General features: G+C 59.9%; 18 protein-coding genes. 6 read left to right on the top strand and 12 right to left on the bottom strand.

The window, feature by feature from the left end:
* Positions 1-130: 130 nt before the first annotated feature.
* The 3 genes from ABH912_RS20975 to ABH912_RS20965 are packed head-to-tail and all read right to left on the bottom strand — an operon-like array spanning position 131 to position 6,623.
* Positions 131-3,763: a toxin VasX gene (locus tag ABH912_RS20975; protein ID WP_429511551.1), complete on the bottom strand. Its 3,633-nt coding sequence runs from the start codon at positions 3,761-3,763 to the stop codon at positions 131-133.
* Positions 3,760-4,626, bottom strand: coding sequence for a DUF4123 domain-containing protein (locus ABH912_RS20970; RefSeq protein ID WP_429511550.1), 867 nt, complete (start codon positions 4,624-4,626; stop codon positions 3,760-3,762). Before ABH912_RS20970 ends, ABH912_RS20975 begins: the two co-directional genes overlap by 4 nt.
* The gene (locus ABH912_RS20965) at positions 4,623-6,623 is read right to left on the bottom strand and encodes a type VI secretion system tip protein VgrG (protein WP_429511549.1); all 2,001 of its coding nucleotides are present in this window, start codon (positions 6,621-6,623) and stop codon (positions 4,623-4,625) included. The genes ABH912_RS20970 and ABH912_RS20965 overlap by 4 nt, the downstream gene beginning before the upstream one ends.
* A 496-nt stretch (positions 6,624-7,119) precedes the next feature.
* Here ABH912_RS20965 and ABH912_RS20960 point away from each other — a divergent pair, with 496 nt between their 5' ends.
* Complete coding sequence (locus tag ABH912_RS20960; protein WP_429511548.1) at positions 7,120-7,500, top strand: DUF6124 family protein; 381 nt, start codon at positions 7,120-7,122, stop codon at positions 7,498-7,500.
* Between the two features lie 339 nt (positions 7,501-7,839).
* On the opposite strand, the gene ABH912_RS20955 is transcribed toward ABH912_RS20960, so the two are convergent.
* From ABH912_RS20955 to ABH912_RS20940, 4 genes are all read right to left on the bottom strand, one after another.
* On the bottom strand, positions 7,840-8,898 hold the full coding sequence (locus tag ABH912_RS20955; RefSeq protein WP_080932109.1) for an IS110 family transposase: 1,059 nt from the start codon (positions 8,896-8,898) through the stop codon (positions 7,840-7,842).
* A 251-nt stretch (positions 8,899-9,149) separates the two neighbouring features.
* Positions 9,150-9,425 carry an HU family DNA-binding protein gene (locus ABH912_RS20950; RefSeq protein ID WP_003213368.1) on the bottom strand — a complete coding sequence of 92 codons (276 nt, stop codon included), beginning with the start codon at positions 9,423-9,425 and terminating at the stop codon, positions 9,150-9,152.
* Between the two features lie 192 nt (positions 9,426-9,617).
* A complete protein-coding gene (locus ABH912_RS20945; protein ID WP_046045007.1) occupies positions 9,618-10,766 on the bottom strand; it encodes an NAD(P)/FAD-dependent oxidoreductase in 1,149 nt (382 codons plus the stop codon).
* Between the two features lie 18 nt (positions 10,767-10,784).
* The gene (locus tag ABH912_RS20940; RefSeq protein ID WP_033059298.1) at positions 10,785-10,955 is read right to left on the bottom strand and encodes a rubredoxin; all 171 of its coding nucleotides are present in this window, start codon (positions 10,953-10,955) and stop codon (positions 10,785-10,787) included.
* 200 nt (positions 10,956-11,155) lie between these two features.
* Between ABH912_RS20940 and ABH912_RS20935 the strand changes: the two genes are divergently transcribed.
* Both ABH912_RS20935 and ubiA read left to right on the top strand, forming a co-directional pair.
* Positions 11,156-11,719: a chorismate--pyruvate lyase family protein gene (locus ABH912_RS20935; protein WP_033059297.1), complete on the top strand. Its 564-nt coding sequence runs from the start codon at positions 11,156-11,158 to the stop codon at positions 11,717-11,719.
* Positions 11,719-12,609 carry a 4-hydroxybenzoate octaprenyltransferase gene (ubiA, locus tag ABH912_RS20930; RefSeq protein WP_429511547.1) on the top strand — a complete coding sequence of 297 codons (891 nt, stop codon included), beginning with the start codon at positions 11,719-11,721 and terminating at the stop codon, positions 12,607-12,609. The genes ABH912_RS20935 and ubiA overlap by 1 nt, the downstream gene beginning before the upstream one ends.
* Before the next feature lie 89 nt (positions 12,610-12,698).
* Here the strand turns inward: ubiA and ABH912_RS20925 are convergent, their stop codons facing one another.
* Complete coding sequence (locus tag ABH912_RS20925) at positions 12,699-13,082, bottom strand: COG4315 family predicted lipoprotein (protein ID WP_429511546.1); 384 nt, start codon at positions 13,080-13,082, stop codon at positions 12,699-12,701.
* Between the two features lie 153 nt (positions 13,083-13,235).
* Between ABH912_RS20925 and phoB the strand changes: the two genes are divergently transcribed.
* The 3 genes from phoB to ABH912_RS20910 all read left to right on the top strand — a co-directional run bounded on the left by phoB (position 13,236) and on the right by ABH912_RS20910 (position 16,757).
* Positions 13,236-13,925, top strand: a complete 690-nt coding sequence (gene phoB / locus ABH912_RS20920; RefSeq protein ID WP_008150066.1) for a phosphate regulon transcriptional regulator PhoB — start codon at positions 13,236-13,238, stop codon at positions 13,923-13,925.
* 81 nt (positions 13,926-14,006) lie between these two features.
* The gene (gene phoR, locus ABH912_RS20915; RefSeq protein ID WP_231670556.1) at positions 14,007-15,293 is read left to right on the top strand and encodes a phosphate regulon sensor histidine kinase PhoR; all 1,287 of its coding nucleotides are present in this window, start codon (positions 14,007-14,009) and stop codon (positions 15,291-15,293) included.
* Positions 15,294-15,416: 123 nt separating this feature from the next.
* A complete protein-coding gene (locus ABH912_RS20910) occupies positions 15,417-16,757 on the top strand; it encodes a hemolysin family protein (protein ID WP_033059291.1) in 1,341 nt (446 codons plus the stop codon).
* 171 nt (positions 16,758-16,928) lie between these two features.
* On the opposite strand, the gene ABH912_RS20905 is transcribed toward ABH912_RS20910, so the two are convergent.
* From ABH912_RS20905 to pstB, 4 genes are all read right to left on the bottom strand, one after another.
* Positions 16,929-17,825 carry a peptidoglycan DD-metalloendopeptidase family protein gene (locus ABH912_RS20905; protein WP_033059289.1) on the bottom strand — a complete coding sequence of 299 codons (897 nt, stop codon included), beginning with the start codon at positions 17,823-17,825 and terminating at the stop codon, positions 16,929-16,931.
* Between the two features lie 198 nt (positions 17,826-18,023).
* The gene (locus ABH912_RS20900) at positions 18,024-18,974 is read right to left on the bottom strand and encodes a response regulator (RefSeq protein WP_429511545.1); all 951 of its coding nucleotides are present in this window, start codon (positions 18,972-18,974) and stop codon (positions 18,024-18,026) included.
* Positions 18,975-19,141: 167 nt separating this feature from the next.
* Positions 19,142-19,903: a phosphate signaling complex protein PhoU gene (phoU, locus tag ABH912_RS20895; protein ID WP_008150055.1), complete on the bottom strand. Its 762-nt coding sequence runs from the start codon at positions 19,901-19,903 to the stop codon at positions 19,142-19,144.
* Positions 19,904-19,974: 71 nt separating this feature from the next.
* The gene (gene pstB / locus ABH912_RS20890) at positions 19,975-20,808 is read right to left on the bottom strand and encodes a phosphate ABC transporter ATP-binding protein PstB (protein WP_033059285.1); all 834 of its coding nucleotides are present in this window, start codon (positions 20,806-20,808) and stop codon (positions 19,975-19,977) included.
* Between the last annotated feature and the right edge of the window lie 185 nt (positions 20,809-20,993).

Here is a 20,993-nt window from a genome sequence, read left to right as displayed (position 1 = left end):
ATGAGGGCCATGCGGCGGCAGCGGTGTCGGCAGTGGCAACGGCGCGAGATAGGTGATTCTCCCACTTGGAAACGGTTCGACATCACCGGCTTTGAGGGATTGCTCAAGGTGCGGCGAAGGCATAGGCATATCAATCTTGGTGGGCATGGTCGGCCAGCTCTAGCAGATGGGTTTCAACCAGCAACAGCGGTGGATGCCCGGTAACGGATTGACGGGGCAACGCAGGGAAATGGCCCTTACCGCGCGGGTTGAGGTGAATAACGTCAGTCAGCGACTCCCACACCCCCTTGGCGTTCAAGGTCTGTATGCAGACGGCCAGTTCCAGTGTTTCGGAAGCCGGGGTGAATTCGGTGTCGGGATCCACTGGATATTGCAGGCATAACATCAGCCAGTCGGGTCCTGTTTGTACGATGCGCAGGCTGTTTGCGACTTCCTCACTGATGACATCCTTGCGCTCGCGCGACACACCACGACTGTGGAGGGGAACGGAAAGACGGTGGGCGCCAATCCCCAGGCGATGAGCCGGTTGCCCACTCAATGGTGGCTGGAAATCATTGAGTTTGAGCCTTGGCAGCACCAAGTGAATGTCGCTGGGCTTGGCTTTTAGCAGGAAGTTTTTCAACCACGAGTCATGCTCGTTCGGGCCAAGTTGCGTGTACGGAGCGTTCAGCAAATAGCCCAGATAGCGCTGATATTCATCCAGGGTATGATCGCCGCGATGATTGGTGTCCAAGCTCCAGGGTGTGGTTTTCAGCCATTTGTCATGGGCACTGATGTTGTAGCGGTTGTACAGCCAGGTTCCGCCTAGTTCCAATACGGTGAACAAGGCCCCGGCCAGGTTGAACCGGAAGAACACCGTGGATAGACGTGTACCCGCCGCGGCCCAGGCCGCCGTTCGTGCAGCGGCACTCCGTGCCGTCAATACTTTAAAAGTAGAACGGACGGTATGATTCAGGCCATAGGCGTTAGCGGCTGTCATTCCACCTGCACCCAATGTGGCAAGCGCTGCACTACCCTGTGCCAAATGAGCCCCGCTACGTATCGCCTGTTGCCAATTCTGCTGATGGGTATTGAGACTAACCATTGAAGACGCAAAACCAAAACCGTAGGTGAAGATGCCTAGTCCAACATGCATCTTGCCCATCTGCACATGCATATTCTGCAAAGCATGATGTTGAAGTCCCGCGACGAGTTCTGCGCTACGCGCCTTCAAGGCCGTATCAGCCAGACTCTGTGCAGCCGTGAATCCAGCTGCACCCGTAGAAAGGACCGAGTTGATCAACGGCGCCAACTTACGCGTATCCCGTGACTGGCTAAACGTTTCCCTAGCTACCCCTACCAAATTCACCCCCTGCACCAAAAACACCAACAACCCCATCCCCTCGCTTCTAATCAAACTCCCATTCGGCACCGAGCTAACCCCCAACCGAATATTCTTCAACAAACTCCGCACCTCCAACTGCTGCGCCGGCGGAAACACCACCGTCACCCCCGCCCGAGCCGGTGTCGCGCCGTACAGCCGAACCGACTGATCCGGCAGTTCCGCAATCGGACTCAGCGCCCCGGCCAACCGGCCTTCGAGCTGCGTCAACTGCCCGCGTACCCGCACGATCTCGCCCTGCAATTCCAATGCCCGTGGCGTCTTGTGCCCCTGGCGGTTTTTGTTGTGGGTGAGCTGGTTGCGTTCACGGGTCAGGGTTTTCAGGTAATCGCGTTCCCTGAGCATTTCCTTGAGGTTGGTTTGCAGCGCCGCGTGCTCTGCCGGGCTGGCGACAGTAAAGGTCACGCCGGTGGTTTTTGCCGCATCGAGGATCCGCCCCGACAAGGCCTTGGGCAGGCGCCGGAACAGTTCGTCGAGGTCGGGGATTTTCTCTCCGGCCAGGTCGAACCCCTCCAGCGCTCGGCTCAGCCCCAGGTTCAGCGCCGGGCTGAGGCTGTGCTGCGCCGCATCCGCGACAGCGCGGGTGTGTTCGGGCAAGTCGTCGAGGGCCGGCAAGTGCGCTTGTTCGATTTTCTGCAACTCGCCCAGCCAGTGCGGCAGGTTGTTGAACACCCCCATGCCGGCATTGAACAACGTGGCGTATTGCGCGGCCCGTTCCGGCTGGAGGCGCAGGGGCAAGGTGTAGAACAATGGCCGGGTCAGTTCCGGGTGTTTTTCCAGATAGCCCAGCATTTCTTTGCTTGCGTGATCACTGCGGCAGATGTCCTTGAGGCAGGCGTATTCGGCGGTGAAGGCCTGGTGGAGTTGCTGTTGATCCTGCGCGTCGTAATACCAGGCCGAGCGATGGAAGCGACCAGTACCCACCAGCATCGTGCGGTCAGCGGTAATGCGCTCGAGCAATCGGTTCCAGCGGCCAAGGTCGTCGCGGTGCTGAAACAGCGCAGCGTCCATGGCCGGCCGGTCGATGAAATCGTTGACCCCGCGTTTGCCCGTGAAACTGGAGCCTTCGAGCACATCGATGATGCGTTTGTTTTGCTCTTGGCCGAGTTTTATCAAGGTATCGAGGTGATGTTCGACGAAATCGTCGGGGGCGACCTTGAAATGTTGGCGAGCGTAGTAACGGCGGTCTGCCTCGTCACTGGCGCGGCTATGGGCGGTGAAATCGGGTGTGGCGCCCTGGTACTTGGCGAATTTGAACGCTTCGGCATGGGCTTCTTTGCGCAATTGCTCCAGTTCCGGGGGCACGGGGGTGTCCAGCGGCTCGACCTTGCCGCCCTTGTTCAGGTAGTCGAGCAAAGCGTTGCGAGTGTGTTCCCGATCCGGTTCGGGCAACTGTTCCAGATCAGCGAACAGGGCCTTGACCGCCGGGTTGTCGATGGCGTCGGCCAGGTTGCCGATATCCGCCGGACTGAGCAGGCTCAGGGACTCGATATAACAGGCCAACAGGTAATCGCGTTCGTTGTGATCGGCATTGCTCCAGTCGTCGACCCAGCCGACCACGGTGTCTTGATACTCGGCCAGATCACGCAGCACGCCGAGGTCGTCCTGCACCACGAGGAACAGCGTGTCGTCCTGATAAGCCGGGCGGACCCGCCCGAGAAACTCGCCGATATGCGCCTCGCGAAAACGCCGCGGCTGCTCCCACAGATAGGGTTCACGTTCGTGCGCGGGGGCATCGCTGACATGCACCGATGGCAACAGAATGGCGTCCGGTGGCGACTCGGTTTCCTGCTCTTCGCGGTCTTTTGCGACGAGTGCCTGCTGGGCTGGAACGGTGGCAATCTCCGCCAGCCACTGCTTGGTTTGCGCGACCGTCAGTAGGTGTTCGCCACCGGTTTGGCAATGCACCGGACCGAGGTCGATGGCCTGCATGAAGTGTTCGCGTTCCTCGCGGCTGTCGAGCACTTGCATGCATTTGGCCGCCGTCCACTGCACTTCGGCGAAGGTCACATGCAGGGTGCTGCGTCTTGAAAACACCAGTGCCGGACGCTCTTCGATGGGCGTGCGCTGATCGCTGTCGACCTTGGCGCCCTTGTGCAGCAAGGCGCTGACCAGTCCGTTGAGTACCTGATATTCGTGCAAGTGGCCGGTGACGCTGTCGATGACGTACAACCAGCCATCGCGCAGCATGCGAATGCCCAGAGGGCGGGTCGTCAGGGCGTACGGCAGCTTCAGTTCGGCGCTCGGGTCGACGGGCTTTTCCACCAGCCCGTAACGCAAGGGCAGCAGCTGCACGTGGGTTTGCCGCAAAGGACAGGCACCCAGAGAGCCGATGGGGGATTTGGATGCCGCCGCTGCGGCGAGGTTGGCAGGTGAAGTCATGGGTGGCCTCGTTGGCTGGCCCACTGGTGGGCGAGGTCAGCGGCCAGCGCAACGCGCTCACCGGGGGATTGCAGCGACGGCGTATGCAGCAATCGGTTGATGTGCGGGTGCTGATCGAGCGATGAGCCATCCAGCGAGGCCATGACGTTGGCGTAATAAAATAATTCGGACTGGCTGCTCAAACCCAGCGTGCGGGCCCCAGCCTCCAGTTGCTCGAGCATTGGCCAGCGTTCGGCCACGGTTTCGCTGCCATGGCGTTCGGGGAAGTGCCTGAGCAGATGAGCGTCGAGTTCGAGCAGTACGCGGCGCCGATCAGCGTGGTCCAGCGCCGAATTTTGTTCAGCGCTCAGGCGATAGGGAGTTAGCAATTCAGGGCACTCGGCCAGCCGGGGTTGGTGCTGTTGCCAATTAACCTCGACACCGTCCGCGGTTACAACGCAGGACAGAGGCCCAAACAATCGCTGGTCGCCGCTACCGAACAGGATTCGCGCCACGGCGGCGTCTGCCAGTCGCAGCAAGACCGGCAACCCCTCTGGCAACTCAACCGTCAGCAGTTTGCGCAAGTGCTGAGCGACGGCGTGCGCCGAGTCCGGGCTGAACAACAGCACGCTCGATTCCTCGTATGCGTGCTCCAGATAAAACTGAACGAGTGGATCGTCAGGTTGTTCAACGGCCACCAACAGCGGTGATATATCCCGCAGCGCGGTGAACGGCGCACAGTCATACAACGCAATAGTGTTTGCGCCCGGACAGAGTGTTTTCAAGCGTTCAGGCAAATCGCTCAAGGTCGCGCCGTCCAGCAACAGGAAAGCCTGTTGCTCGCTCCAGGGCAGGTCTTCAGGCAGAGAGTTCGAGAGGTTCATGCTTGGGCGGCCTCGCAAATCAGGCAGCGCGAGGCGCGGGTTGAAATCAGCGCATGTCGTTGCTGGACCGCATCGAACGTCACTTTCAGCAGGGGCAAGGCGCCCGGCATCAGTGGCTCGGCTGGTAGGCCCGCGGCCGGAGCACCGCCCACTACAATCGCCACGCTGCTGAAAATGCCTTCCGGCCCCAGTGTCAGCCAGTGGCCTCCAGCCTGGACTGCCAGGCGCGCTCCGCCATCGATGACGACTTGCTGCCCGGCGCTCAGGTGAATTTGCTGGGTGGCATTGAGCAGGTGATTGGTGGTTCGGACGTGGCGGTCGCCGTGAACCAACAGATGATCGTCCTGCTTGAGTTCCGTCAGGCGGTTGCCGTGGGTCAGGTGATGTTCTTCACTGCGCAGGTCGTGGCTGGCGGTGCCACCGATGATCACGGTGCGCTGGTTGTCGACTTGAATGCGTTCGTCATTGAGGACGAGCTGGACGAAATCACGCTGAGCGCGCAGGGCAATTTCCTCTGCGCCTTTCCTGTCCTCGATGCGCAATTCGTTGTAACCGCCGCCACCGGGACTGCTCTGGCTGCGGAAAATGCTGCGGGTGTGCTCGACAGGCAAATCGAGTGGCACCGGGGTTGAGGCGTTTGGCAGACAGTTGAGGATAAAAGGTTTGTCAGGGTCGCCATCGGTGAACCCCACCAGCACTTCCATGCCGACCCGGGGTATCAGCACGCTGCCATAACGGTCATGGGCCCAACCGGTAGCGACCCGAAGCCAGCAGCTCGATTGTTCGTTGTGCTGACCCTCTCGGTCCCACGGCAGTTGAACCTTTACCCGACCGTATTCGTCGCAGTAAATCTCTTCGCTGGGCGGACCTGTGACGATGGCATGCTGGTTGCCCGTTATTCGCGGCTTGGCGTGTTCAAGAGCCGGTCTGAACAGGACGTCCCAAGGTGTCGCGACGAAGTGGTTACGGTAGCCCTGACTGAAACCGTCCTGCGGTCTGGCATCGGTGATCGACTCCTCAAGCACTTGGGGTTGCAGGCCAAGATGTTCGACTTCAGTCAGAAGCCACAGACCATTCCAGTCAGCGCGGGGGTGTTCTGACATGTCGACGAAATGGCCGCAGCGCATGGCGCTCTGATCACTGCGCCCGTTGGCTTGCCGGTAATCGGCGCGGTGGCGTTCCAGTGCCCGATTGGCCAGATGTTTACCGTGCTCACGATGGGTGAACTGACCTGGGAAACCATAGTCCTCAAGGTGCGGCAGCAGCGGGTTTTTGGCCTCGCTTTCCAGTTCCAGACGCGGGTTCTCGAAGTCGTAATCCCGACGGCTGACGTGGGTCGGCCGGGTTTCCAGTCGTAGCTTGAAACGGTCGATCACCGGCGCTTCGGCGACCATGCCACTGCCTGGTCTGTACGCGGTTGACTGGGCGGGTTTCGAGAAGCTGGTTTGATCGTCGCCGAACACCAGCACATGCCCGTCGGGGCTGTGCTCGAAATGAAAGTGCAGACCTTCTTCCTCGCACAACCTTTGCAGGAAATGCAGGTCCGCCTCGTACTGCACACAATAGAGCCGTGGCCGGTACTCGGCGCTGAGTTGGAAGCGCCAGGCATCGGGCTGTATTCCCTGGTCCTTCAGTACTTTTGCAATGATCTGCGGCACGCTCAGGTGCTGAAAAATACGCTGATTGTGGCAATGGGTGAGGTAGGCGAGCTGGGGCACCAGGGTCATCTGATAGCGGGTCAGGCGTTTGCCTGAATCACCTTGGGCGATTCGATAGACCTGCCCGTGAATGCCGGAGTTGTCAGGACCGAAGCGCAGAAAAGCCGGGCGATGCAGCAGAGACTCGAGGTCCAGATCGGGGCGTTCGCTGACCAGTTCGAGTTTGACTTCGTACGGTTGGTTGAGCCTTTCCTTGGCTCGGAATTCGAGTACCTGAAGGTCGTGGGGGAAACCTTCAATGTCGAGTTTGAAAACGACCTGCTTGGCATCGCTGAGCATCCACATGTCCCTGTGTCTATTTGAAGGCACGGGACTTTGCGTGGATCTACCATTTGGCGCAGTCAGACGAATCGATATTTAGCGTAGGACGCTTCCGTTAAGCCGAATGGTTGTCGAATATCGTTTCCTGCCAACATTTCCAGTAGCACCGCTCAACAGCACTTGTTTAAAACGCCTCAAGGTTACTTCCTGCAAGCTACAACACCTTGCGCCGTTGCCTACGGCTACGCCAGAATCCGCCGGCTTGTGCGCCTTAGCCTTGGCCTCTATCGTTTCCCTGCCACTGCCCATCAGTGGTCGGGTTTAGTCGCCCGTCGTTGCTAAGTCGCATAGTTCCAATCAGTCAGGTATCCCATCCCTGTACTTATGGTGGCTGTGCGCAGGGCACTCTTGGGTGCGCCGATTTCTTAGCTCGTCGGTCGACTAACCTGTGCACAGCTGCCTCCCTCGTTTAGTCGCGAACTGGTTGCAGCCTCACTCCAGAGAGAGCTAAGACATGTTCAAAGTGACACCTAATCCGCCGGACACCGATCCGGTCTCCCCCTACGAACCCGATTCAAAAAAACTCAACGAAGCCGCAGAGCGCGCCCTCGACCATCACTTCCCGCCAGCCGACCCCAAACCACCAAAACGCAACGGCCAGCTCTTCAGCGTCTGCCCGGGCATCAACCCTGAAACCCTTCTCGCCAATGCCTCGGAAGATTTGCTGTCCATCAGCGCCATCGCCGCGAACCTCGCCGACGATGTGGACGGTTCCCGCCGCTCCGTAGCCTTGGCGCTCAGCCGCATGGCTGACGGCGTGCATTTATTGGTGGAGCGAATGCTGGATCATCTGGATGAGCCGGAAATGGCAGCAATACTTGCCAAGCAGTCGTAAACCCTGAGTGTACGGTGAGCCTGACGCATCACATTTTCTGATTTTACGACTGCTGCGCAGCCGAACGCAGGCTTCGCCAGCTGCTATGTATGGACTCGCCCCCACTGTCTACCCGCTTCTGAAAAACCGTCGCCCCGTTGCATCTATGTATCAGGCCTATTCGTGGAAGCCGTCTTCGGCCTCTGGCCAAAATTGGAAAAGCTCGTGGTATGCCGATTACAGTCAGGCCTCGAAGGCCAGTAGCAGCTTAGGCATCAATCCACGCCGGTCTTACCTGGGGTCAATTTTTTTTCAGCAAAGGGTCGGACAGTTAGTACCTCGGTGGCAGAACTCTGTCGCTCAGTGGCTCATCGTCGCTTGCTGGCCATCACCCGCGTGGCGACGATAAGTCTGGTCATTCTGTAAAAGCACCCAGACGATTCGCAGGTTGCGGTTGGCTAGCCTGATCGCCGCCTCCTTACGGCCCAGCCGGCTCATCCAGCGCAACAAGCGACGGTCATCGGGTTGCTGGGAATCAGGTCGTAGTTGTTGCAGCACCGCATGGGCTCCCTGGATCATCAGGCTGCGTAAATAAACATCACCTCGCTTGGTCATGTCCCCCAGCCGGACCGTGTTCCCGCTGCTGTGCTGGTCAGGCACCATGCCAAAGTACGCGGCAAACTTGCGGGCATTGGGAAATCGTTCAGGCTTGGTTTCCTTGGCCACCAGTGCAGTGGCAGTGACTGGGCCGATGCCGCGCACCGTCATCAGTCGCTTCGCCGTCATGTCGGCGTTGGCGGCCACTTCCAGGCGTCCCGTCAGCACGCTGATGCGCTCGCCCAAATGGCGCCACTCGGCCAACAGTTCGTCGATCAGTTCACGCAGCAGCCCCGGCACCGGCTGGGTAGCATCTTCCAGTACCCGCGGAATTTTCTGGCTGATTGCAACATCGCCCTGCGCCAGGGCCACGCCGTGTTCGAGCAGCAGGCCGCGCATCTGATTACTGACTGCCGTGCGTCGACGCACATAGCCCTGACGGGTGCGATGCAACGCCTGCATTGCCAGCGCTGCAACGCTTTTGACCGGTACTGCGCAGATTTTTTCATCGCGATCAGCCCGCAGAATCGCCAGCGCATCGTTACGATCATTTTTAGGTCCGCTGCGATGTGTAGCCACCAAACCGGCTGGAAGAATCCGCACCGGATTGCCTTGGTCTTGCAGCTGCCGGGCCCAGGCTTGAGCACCCGGACCGGTCTCCATCAAAACCACGACATGAGGTGGCAACTGTTGGAGAAACTCATAAAACGCCTCACGCGACTTGATCCGCTGCTCGTAGCGCACTTGGCCGAGGACATCTTCACCGGCGACCTGAAAGACCTGCTTGGCCAGATCGACCGCCAAGGTTGTGCAGACCGACAAATCGGAAGAAGACAGGGATTGATCAATCGAACTATGATTTTTCATGGACTCGCCCTCGCTGTCGTTGGCTGCTTAGACTGCCACCGTGGCGCATTGACGCCTCGGCTTGGGCGAGTCCATCCAATTACACGGATCGCGTCTTGGCTTGACTGATTGGCATTACCCTCGCCCCACAAAAAAATGGGCACCCAACCAAGTTGGCGTGCCCATTTTTTATCCCGCTCACCCGCTACGCGGGAAGTCGGTAGGTGTTACGGATTAACGCTGTCTTTCAACGACTTGCCTGGCTTGAACGCAACAGTGTTGCTGGCCTTGATTTTGACGGGCTCACCGGTTTGCGGGTTTTTGCCGGTGCGGGCACCGCGATGGCGTTGCAGGAAGGTACCGAAGCCCACCAGCGTGACGCTATCCTTGCGGTGCAGAGCGCCGGTGATTTCTTCGAGAACGGCGTTGAGAACGCGGTTGGCCTGCTCTTTGGTGAGGTCTGCTTTTTCAGCAATTGCAGCGGCGAGTTCTGGTTTACGCATTAGTGAAGCCCCTTTGACGGTTTTTTGTTGTTATGTCCGTGCTGTTCTCGTTGGAACAGCGCCCAAAGCGCCGCAGGTGCTCTACTCTGCGGCAGACGGGAGTGAGGATGGCACGCAGCGAAGAGCCGCGCCAGTCTCGGCGCGACCTTTGTAAGGGCAAAATAGGGGTGATTCCGACAGAACGACCGGTATTTACGCCAGCAGTGCCGGAAGCTCTTTGTTCAGGGCCAGTTTTTCCATCACCGCCGCGCCTGTCAGGGCATATCCCAGCAGTTTGCCGCTGGCATCGCGGCACAATACCTTGATGTCCGCGCCCTGCCCTTCGACGGTCCAGACCCCCTCCAAACCCCGTGGTGGCGGTGAAACCACCAAAGGGCAGACTGGCGTTTTAACGGTGATGGGCATCGGGCCATAACTCACCGCCGTCGGGTTTCCGGCGAGGGTCTGAGCCAGCGCTCTCGCACAGCTCATGAGGGGCATGACGTACAACAGATTCAGCCCATCGACTTCGGCGCAGTCGCCCAAGGCATAGATATTGGCGTGGGAGGTTTTCAGGTGGCGATCGACCACCACGCCGCGGTTTACCTGCACACCGGCCGCCGCCGCCAGGTCGATGCGCGGACGCAGACCAATGGCCGACACCACCACATCGCAAGGGATCACCTGGCCATCGGACAGATGCGCTTCCAGTCCGTCAGCGACGCGCTGCAAGCGATTGAGCACCGGCCCGAGGTGGAAGCGTGCGCCCAGGCTTTCCAGCCCGGCCTGGACCGCAGCGGCCGCCGCCGGGTGCAACAGGGTCGGCATGACCTGCTCGCACGGTGCAACCAGTTGCACCTCATAGCCACCAAGGATCAGGTCGTTGGCGAACTCGCAGCCGATCAGGCCGGCGCCGAGCAACAACACCCGACGTTTGCCGGCCGCCGCTGCGCGAAAGCGTGCGTAGTCTTCCAGGTCGTTGATCGGGAAAACGGCGTCAGCCGCGTCGCCTTCGATCGGCACTCGCACGGTTTCCGCGCCCCACGCCAGAATCAAGTCACGGTAAAACACCGCTTCCTCGCCGATCCACAAGCGCTTGTGGCCCGGATCGATGCCGCTGATGCGCGTATGGGTACGCACTTCGGCCTTCAATTGCTCGGCCATGGTGCCCGGTTCGGCCATGCTCAGGCCGTCGGCGTCCTTGTTTTTGCCGAAGCCGGTGGAGAGCATCGGCTTGGAGTAGGAGCGTCCGTCATCGGCAGTAATCAGCAGCAGCGGGGTTTCGCCATCGAGTTTGCGAAACTCCCGGGCCAGGTTGTAGCCAGCCAGCCCGGTGCCGACGATCACGACAGGTGCGTTCATTCCTTACTCCTCAGTTATTTAAGCGGCGATTTCGATCATTTCAAAATCCAGCTTGCCTACGCCGCAGTCCGGGCACAGCCAGTCTGCCGGTACGTCTTCCCAGCGGGTGCCCGGCGCAATGCCGTCATCCGGCCAGCCGTCGGCCTCGTTGTAGATCAGGCCGCAGACCACACATTGCCACTTTTTCATTCACGTACATCCTCAAGATTCAGGCTTTTGCCGGCGCGAACGGTCGATGGTTGGAGCGCTGCCGTCCGGCTCAGAGCGTTTTGTACTGATGGGGCCCGGCAGATGCAAGCCTGTTCGACGCAATGGCCGGCCGGATCAATCAAAATCGCAGGCTGACATGGTAAGCTCGCCGCCTCATTTGCTGCCAATAATGACTCACTGTGCCGCACTCAAAATCCCCCGCCGTGACCCCGCTTTGGCTCCCTCAAAGCCAACTGACGCCCCTCCCCGACACGTCTACCCTCGACTGGTTGTTCGATGAAGGCTCTTTGACCCGACGGCTGATCCGTTTGTCGAATGATGGCTTCAGCGTCACGCCACTTTTCGAAGGCTGGCAACCGCTGCGCGCCGACGAATGTGCAGCGCTGGACCTGGCCGAAGGCAGCGAGGGCTGGGTTCGCGAGGTGTATCTGCGCGGCCACGGCGAAGCCTGGGTATTTGCGCGCAGCGTGGCGGCGCGCAGTGCGTTGCAGGGCGACGGTCTGCACATGGACGAATTGGGCAGCCGCTCCCTGGGCGAATTGCTGTTTTGCGATCAAGCGTTCCAGCGCCGCGCTATCGAGGTTTGTCACTATCCTCAGGAGTGGCTGCCGATGGAGTCCCGGGCACCTGAGCTGTGGGGCCGCCGTTCGCGTTTCGATCGCGGCGCCTTGAGCGTGCTGGTGGCCGAAATTTTCTTGCCGACCCTGTGGAACGCCACCCGCGCCCATCCGGAGAATTGCTGATGTACCAAAGCCTGCTCAAGTCCCTGAATCGCTTGAATCCACGGGCCTGGGACTTCATTCAGCTGACCCGCATGGACAAACCGATCGGCATTTATCTGCTGCTGTGGCCGACGCTATGGGCGCTGTGGATTGCGGGTAAAGGTTCGCCGTCACTGGCCAATATCGTGATTTTCGTCCTTGGCGTGGTGCTCACTCGCGCCGGCGGCTGCGTGATCAATGACTGGGCAGACCGCAAGGTCGACGGCCACGTGAAACGCACCGAACAACGGCCATTGGTGAGCGGCAAGATCAGTTCCAAAGAAGCCCTGGTGTTCTTCGCGCTGCTGATGGGCGTGAGTTTCCTGCTGGTGCTGTGCACCAATGCCAAAACGGTCTGGCTGTCGTTCGGCGGTTTGGCCCTGGCCTTCACTTACCCGTTCATGAAGCGCTACACCTATTACCCGCAAGTGGTGCTGGGCGCGGCGTTCTCCTGGGGCATGCCGATGGCGTTCACTGCCGAAACCGGTGAACTGCCGGCAGCGGCGTGGTTGCTATGGATCGCCAACCTGCTGTGGACGGTGGGCTACGACACTTATTACGCGATGACCGACCGCGACGACGACCTGAAGATCGGCGTGAAATCCACGGCGATTCTGTTTGGCGACGCGGACCGGGTGATCATCCTGACGCTGCAAGGGCTGGCGCTGGGTTGCCTGCTGCTGGCCGGGTCGAAATTCGAGCTCGGTGGCTGGTTCCACTTGGGATTGCTGGCGGCGGCGGGCTGTTTTGCGTGGGAGTTCTGGTACACCCGTGGCAAGGACGGGATGCGCTGCTTCAAGGCGTTTCTGCACAACCACTGGGCCGGGTTGGCGATTTTTGTCGGGATCGTGCTGGATTACGCGCTGCGTTGACCGTTAGAAAAGATCGCAGCCTGCGCCAGCTCCGACAGGGGGATGGAGCGACCGCAGGCTGCGAACTCTTTACGGCGCAGACGAATCGCTTATTTATGCTCGCGCATGATGTGCCAGACTTCCTTCATATTGTCGCCTGCCATGTCACCAGGTTTTTTGTCCTTCATGAACGTGTAAAGCGGCTTGCCGTCATAGGCCCACTGCATCTTCCCGTCGTCACGCTTGATCGTGCTCCACTTGCCTTCGGCCTTGGCGCCCGCCGGCGCCATCATTGGCGGCCAGTATTCAGCGCACTCGCCGTTGCACATCGACTTACCGCCTGAGTCCTTGTCGTATGTGTACACCGTCATGCCTTTGTGATCGACCATCATCCCGTCTTTCATCATCGCCGGCTCGGCGGCGAAGGCCAGAGCCGGCAGCGTTAGCGCAGCCGTGACCAGCAGAGCCTTCCAGGTTTGAGCAATGTGTTTCATGGAAACCTTCCTTTTGTGGTTGTCAGGATTCGGAATTAGAGCTTAGTTCAGGATCATGACAATCGCCGGGCGACTAAAATACTGTCACACGACTGCAATAATTCCGTTATCTAATGCGGCGCAAGACAGTTAAATGACAAGAGGATTAAAGGCATGGTTGGCAGGAGTATTCTGATCGTCGACGACGAAGCGCCCATTCGCGAAATGATCGCCGTTGCGTTGGAAATGGCCGGCTATGACTGCCTGGAGGCTGAGAACTCGCAGCAGGCCCACGCCATCATTGTCGACCGCAAGCCGGACCTGATCCTGCTCGACTGGATGCTGCCCGGCACGTCCGGCATCGAGCTGGCCCGACGCCTCAAGCGCGATGAGCTGACCGGGGACATCCCGATCATCATGCTCACCGCCAAGGGCGAAGAGGACAACAAGATCCAGGGCCTGGAAGTCGGTGCCGATGACTACATCACCAAGCCTTTTTCCCCACGTGAGCTGGTTGCGCGCCTGAAGGCCGTGCTGCGCCGTGCCGGCCCTACCGATGGCGAGACGCCGATCGAAGTCGGCGGCCTGCTGCTGGACCCGATCAGCCACCGTGTGACCATTGACGGCAAACCCGCCGAGATGGGCCCGACCGAATACCGCCTGCTGCAATTCTTCATGACCCACCAGGAACGCGCCTACACCCGTGGCCAGTTGCTGGATCAGGTCTGGGGCGGCAACGTTTATGTTGAAGAGCGCACCGTCGACGTGCACATCCGCCGCCTGCGCAAAGCCCTCGGCGATGCTTACGAAAATCTGGTACAAACCGTGCGCGGAACCGGCTACCGGTTCTCCACCAAGGCCTGATCCGGACCTTTCCCGCCCGACAAGCTGACAAGGACGCGCGTTCAAGTGAACCAAAACTGGCATGGCACCCTGATCCGCCACATGCTTTTGCTGGTAACCGGTTGCCTGGTGATCGGCCTGATTACCGGCTACTACGGCTGGAGCCTCGCCGCGGGCCTGGGCCTTTACCTGGCCTGGACGCTCAAGCAACTGCTGCGTCTGCACGAATGGCTGCGCCTGCACAAACCCGATGAAGCACCACCCGATGGCTATGGCCTGTGGGGCGAAGTGTTCGACAGCATCTACCACCTGCAGCGTCGCGACCAACGTGTGCGCGGGCGTCTGCAAGCGGTAATCGACCGAGTCCAGGAATCCACCGCCGCGCTGAAAGACGCGGTGATCATGCTCGACAGCGACGGCAACCTCGAATGGTGGAACCGCGCCGCCGAAACCCTGCTCGGCCTCAAGACTCCTCAAGACAGCGGCCAGCCGGTGACCAACCTGGTGCGCCATCCGCGCTTCAAGGAGTATTTCGAGCAGGACAGCTACGCCGAACCGCTCGAAATTCCGTCACCGATCAATGATCGCCTGCGCATTCAGCTGTACATCACCCGCTACGGCAACAACGAACACTTGATGCTGGTGCGCGACGTGACGCGTATCCATCAACTGGAACAGATGCGCAAAGACTTCATCGCCAACGTCTCCCATGAATTGCGCACGCCGTTGACGGTGATCTGCGGTTATCTGGAAACCCTGCTCGACAACGTCGAGGACGTGAACCCGCGCTGGTCCCGTGCCCTGCAACAGATGCAGCAGCAAGGTGGACGCATGCAGACGCTGCTCAACGACTTGCTGCTGTTGGCCAAACTGGAAGCCACCGATTACCCGTCGGACAACCAGCCGGTGGCCATCGACGGCTTGCTGCAATCGATCAAGGGCGACGCTCAGCAACTGTCCGCCCAGCGCAATCAGAAAATCACGCTGGAAGCCGACCCGACGATTCTGCTCAAAGGCAGCGAAGCCGAATTGCGCAGCGCGTTTTCCAATCTGGTGTTCAACGCGGTGAAATACACACCGGCCGAAGGCAATATCCGCATCCGCTGGTGGGGCGATGAGCAAGGCGCACACTTGAGCGTGCAGGATTCCGGCATCGGCATCGACAGCAAACACTTGCCGCGCCTGACCGAACGCTTCTACCGCGTCGATTCCAGCCGCAACTCCAACACCGGCGGCACCGGGCTCGGACTGGCGATCGTCAAACACGTGCTGCTGCGCCACCGTGCGCGGATGGAAATCAGCAGTGTGCCGGGCCATGGCAGCACCTTTACCTGCCATTTTGCGCCGGCCCAGGTCACCAAATCCCGGGTCATCAGCGCCGCCGACTGATACCGGCCGGCACGCGCCACTAGGCAATCGCACGGTCAGCCGCTACATTGGCTGACTTGTGCCTGCCCTTCAGGCGCACTTTTTTCTTTCCTTTCGAATACACGGAACCCGCAAAACTCCATCATGGACCCTTCCCCTGGCTTGACCCTCGCGACACTCTTCGCCGATTTCGGCATGATTCTTTTTGCTCTGATCCTGGTTTTGCTCAACGGTTTTTTCGTTGCGGCGGAATTTGCCATGGTCAAATTGCGCTCGACCCGGGTCGAAGCCATCGCTGATAAAAACGGCTGGCGCGGACACATCCTGCGCACCGTTCACAGTCAGCTCGATGCTTACCTGTCGGCCTGCCAATTGGGTATCACCCTCGCCTCCCTGGGCCTTGGCTGGGTCGGTGAGCCGGCGTTTGCGCACATCCTCGAGCCGATCCTTGAAGCCGTCGGCGTGCAGTCGGCCGAAGTGATCAAAGGCGTGTCGTTCTTCGCCGCGTTCTTCGTCATCTCGTACCTGCACATCGTGGTCGGCGAACTGGCCCCGAAATCCTGGGCCATCCGCAAACCCGAACTGCTGTCGCTCTGGACCGCCGTGCCGCTGTACCTGTTCTACTGGGCCATGTACCCGGCCATTTACCTGCTCAACGCCAGCGCCAACACGATCCTGCGGATCGCCGGCCAGGGTGAACCCGGCCCTCATCACGAGCACCATTACAGCCGTGAAGAACTGAAACTGATCCTGCACTCCAGCCGTGGCCAGGACCCGAGCGACCAAGGCATGCGCGTTTTGGCCTCGGCGGTGGAGATGGGCGAGCTGGAAGTGGTCGACTGGGCCAATTCCCGGGAGGACCTGGTGACGTTGGAGTTCAACGCGCCGCTGAAGGAAATCCTGGCGATGTTCCGTCGCCACAAATTCAGCCGTTATCCGGTGTACGACAGCGATCGCCAGGAGTTCGTCGGCCTGCTGCACATCAAGGATTTGCTGCTGGAACTGGCAGCCCTGGACCACATTCCCGAGTCGTTCAACCTTGCCGAACTGACCCGGCCGCTGGAGCGGGTTTCGCGCCATATGCCGCTGTCGCAGTTGCTGGAACAGTTCCGCAAAGGTGGCTCGCACTTCGCCCTGGTCGAAGAAGCCGATGGCAACATCATCGGCTACCTGACCATGGAAGACGTGCTGGAAGTACTGGTCGGCGACATTCAGGACGAACACCGCAAGGCTGAGCGCGGGATCCTCGCGTACCAGCCGGGCAAGCTGCTGGTGCGCGGCGACACGCCGCTGTTCAAGGTCGAGCGCCTGCTGGGCATCGATCTGGACCACATCGAAGCCGAAACCCTCGCCGGGCTGGTCTACGAAACCCTGAAACGGGTGCCGGAAGAGGAAGAAGTGCTGGAAGTCGAAGGCTTGCGGATCATCATCAAGAAGATGAAAGGGCCGAAGATCATTCTGGCCAAGGTGTTGATGCTGGATTAACTGTCGGCAGGGACTTTTGTGGCGAGGGAGCTTGCTCCCGCTGGGTCGCGAAGCGGCCCCCGAATCCTGCCACCGCGGTTCTCCAGATACACCGCATTTGCTGGTTTTACGACTGCTTCGCAGCCGAGCGGGAGCAAGCTCCCTCGCCACAATTCGCTCTCGCAGCCTTCGCTACTGTTTGCCGAGCGCAAAGTTCGGCAGGCTGCCCACCGGTTGATTGAACTGGTACGGGATCGACACTAGCCCCAACCCGGTATTGCGCTGCACCACGAAATGCAGGTGCGGCCCGCTGCTGTTGCCGGTATTGCCCGACAAGGCCAGTGGACTCCCCACCGACACCCGTTGCCCCTCGCGAACGCTCACCGAACCTTGTTTAAGGTGCAGGTACACGCCCATCGTCCCGTCATCGTGCAGTATCCGCACGAAATTGCCCGATGGATCGTTGCCGCGCCCGGTCTGGGCATTCTCGGTTTTCACCACCACACCGCCTCGCGCCGCGATGATCGGCGTGCCTTCGGGCATGGCGATGTCCATGGCGTAGCGGTTCTTTGGACCAAAGTGGCTGTATTGACCATTGGCCCCCTGACTCAGCCGAAAAGGTCCACCGCGCCACGGCAGCGGGTATCGATAGGCCATGGCGGCCCCTGAGGGGTCGCCCAGGGAGTATTCGAATTTGGGGGTGTACGCGAGCGGCATCTCAGCTTTTGTGGCCGTGAGCAGCGCCAGACGAATACTGCTGCGTGCCGGCATTACCCGGCGAATCGGTCGGCTCGGGGCACCGCTGACGTTCTTCAGCCCGCCGAAGCTCAACTCGATTTCTACCGGCGCATACAGGTCATTGCGCACGTAGACGCTGTCCACACCCTTCTTCTTCGTGATGACGACGTACACCTGGCGCTCAAGATTCTCGACCATGCGATCACGAAAAACGAACACCTTGGAGCCTGTCGTGGGGCGGTCGCTGTAGGAGACCACGCCATTGGCGTCGGTGGACTTGTAGATCGTCATGGCCATCGCTGAGGTGGAGGCCATGAAAAGACCTAAGAAAAACAGCAGGCGCGCGAGCATGGGCAAGATTCTGTCGAGTAAGGCCTGGGTAGGAGCCTAGCAGCTGCAATGGACCCGGGTAGTCGGCAGATGTTTCAAAACAACGAGGTGATAGCTCCCCCGCGCAGCAAAGGAATGCCTCTGCAGATGGGACGCAGAGCGTCCCTGGCGGCATGCCCACGCAGAGCGTGGGAACGATCAGCCGATCAGCGGTAGGGATTACGCGCCGGGTACGAAATGCTTCTGCGCCGTACCACGTGCTATCAGTCGGGAGATGTAGTCGAGCTTCTGCGCGTCCTGGTCGACAAAGCGGAAGGTCAGTTGCAACCACTCGCTGTCGGGTTTCTGCTCGTGGGCGACGATGGCGTGCAGGTAGCCGTTCAGACGGGCGGTTTCGGCGTTATCGCCCTGCTCCAGGTCGAGTACGGCGCTGTCGAGCACTTGTGGCAGGGTGTCGGTGCGTTTCACTACCAGCAAGGCTTCCTTGAGGCTCAAGGCCTTGATCACACATTGCTGAATGCCGTTCGGCAGGCGCAGTTGGCCCTGGCCACGACCGCCCGTTGGCGCTGCGGAGGACGCTGAAGGCTTGATCGGCGGGCTGTTGAGCAGACCACGAGACGGAGCAGCCGCCGGGGCCGGCGCGGCGGCGACAGGTTTGGCGAACGGGTTGACCGGCGCTGCGGCGGGTGCGGCCACGGCAGCCTTGCCGCCGGTCAATGCGCTCAGGGAATCGTTGCCGAACGCCGAGTTCATTTTGGTCGGCGCGCTGTTCATCAAGGTGTCGAGCTTGCCGACCTTGTTCAGGGCCTGCTTGACCTTAGTCAGCAGTTGTTCGTTGGTGAATGGCTTGCTGACGTAACCGGAAACCCCGGCCTGGATCGCCTGGACGACGTTCTCTTTATCGCCCCGGCTGGTCACCATCACGAACGGCATGGTCTTGAGGTTGTCCTGCTCGCGGCACCAGGTCAGCAGTTCCAGGCCGGACATTTCCGGCATTTCCCAGTCGCACAGGACCAGGTCGAACGCTTCCCGTGCCAGTAAGGCCTGAGCCTTCTTGCCGTTGACCGCGTCTTCGATCCGGATGCCCGGGAAGTAGTTGCGCAAGCACTTCTTCACCAGGTCACGAATGAACGACGCATCGTCCACGACCAACACACTGACCTTACTCATCCATCACCCCTTTAAAAAATCCCGGCAAGCATACCGTTTTGCTGATGGCACATTGCCAAAAACCTTCAGTCACGCCGGGACTTTTCGTTCGCGGGTGCTGCTTTCGAATTCATAAACCACAAACAAAAACGCCCGGCCAAAAGGCCGGGCGCTTTTCTCAGGCAATCTTACTTATCGTCAGCTTTGCCCGGAACATTAGCGGTTTCACCACTTGTGCCTTCAACTTCTTCTTTCATGCGCTTGAGGCCCAGGTGCCGCACGTCGGTGCCGCGCACCAGGTAAATCACCAACTCCGAGATATTGCGCGCGTGGTCGCCGATCCGTTCCAGCGAACGCAGCACCCAAATGATGCTCAAGACCCGCGAGATAGAGCGCGGGTCTTCCATCATGTAGGTGGCGAGCTCACGCAACGCGGTTTTGTATTCGCGGTCAATGATCTTGTCGTACTGGGCCACCGACAACGCCAGGTCGGCGTCGAAGCGGGCAAAAGCGTCCAGGGCATCGCGAACCATGTTGCGGACCTGGTCGCCGATGTGGCGAACCTCGACGTAACCCCGTGGGGCTTCGCCTTCTTCGCACAACTGGATGGCGCGACGGGCAATCTTGGTCGCTTCGTCACCGATGCGCTCCAGGTCGATGACCGACTTGGAGATGCTGATGATCAAACGCAAGTCCGACGCCGCCGGCTGACGACGGGCCAGAATGCGCAGGCATTCTTCGTCGATGTTGCGTTCCATCTGGTTGATCTGGTCGTCGATCTCGCGAACCTGCTGGGCCAGGCCGGAGTCGGCCTCGATCAGCGCGGTCACCGCGTCGTTGACCTGCTTTTCCACCAGACCGCCCATGGCCAGGAGGTGGCTGCGCACTTCCTCGAGCTCAGCGTTGAACTGCGCGGAGATGTGATGGGTAAGGCCTTCTTTACTAATCATGTTGGCGTCCTTGGAGCGTCCGGTAAGGTGCGGTGGACCGCAGCGTCAGTTCAGTGAGCAACAACAGCTTCCTAGCCGTAGCGACCAGTGATGTAGTCTTCGGTCTGCTTCTTCGCCGGATTGGTGAACAGGGTGTCGGTGTCGCCGAATTCCACCAGTTTGCCCATGTACATGAACGCCGTGTAATCGGAAACCCGCGCGGCCTGTTGCATGTTGTGGGTCACGATGACGATGGTGAACTTCGATTTCAGTTCGTAGATCAGCTCTTCGACTTTCAGCGTGGAGATCGGGTCGAGTGCCGAGCACGGTTCGTCGAGCAGCAGCACTTCCGGCTCCACGGCGATGGTGCGAGCGATCACCAGACGTTGTTGCTGACCACCGGACAGGCCGAGTGCCGATTCATGCAGACGGTCTTTGACTTCATCCCACAGCGCCGCGCCTTTCAACGCCCACTCGACGGCTTCGTCGAGAATGCGCTTCTTGTTGATGCCCTGAATGCGCAGGCCGTAGACCACGTTCTCGTAGATGGTTTTCGGGAACGGGTTGGGCTTCTGGAACACCATGCCCACGCGACGACGCAACTCGGCGACGTCTTCGCCCTTACGGTAGATGTTGTTGCCGTAGAGGTTGATCTCGCCTTCGACACGGCAGCCATCCACCAGGTCGTTCATGCGGTTGAAGGTGCGCAGCAGTGTGGACTTGCCGCAGCCGGACGGGCCGATGAAGGCGGTCACGCGCTGTTTCGGGATGTTCATGCTGACGTCGTACAGCGCTTGTTTGTCGCCGTAGAACAGGCTCAGGCCCGGCACTTCAATCGCGACGGTTTCCTGTTCAAGGCTCAGGCTCTGTTTGTCGCGGCCCAGGGCAGACATGTTGATGCCGTGGGTATGTGCTTCGTGCTGCATGGGAGGCTCCCTGTGCTAACAAATTCGGTTCATTTAACCGCGGCGGAGCCAGCGGGTTACTCAAATTCTGTATCTATCGCGGTCCCTGTGGGAGCTGGCTTGCCAGCGATGCAGGCGATGCGGTGTTTCAGTAACACCGCGGTGATGCCATCGCTGCGATGCGGCGGTCCGACAAGCCAGCTCCC

Origin of the sequence: Pseudomonas sp. BT76 TE3572, assembly GCF_050435365.1 — a bacterium.
GTDB lineage: Bacteria > Pseudomonadota > Gammaproteobacteria > Pseudomonadales > Pseudomonadaceae > Aquipseudomonas > Aquipseudomonas fluorescens_W.
This window is presented reverse-complemented; position numbering and strand designations above follow the sequence as displayed.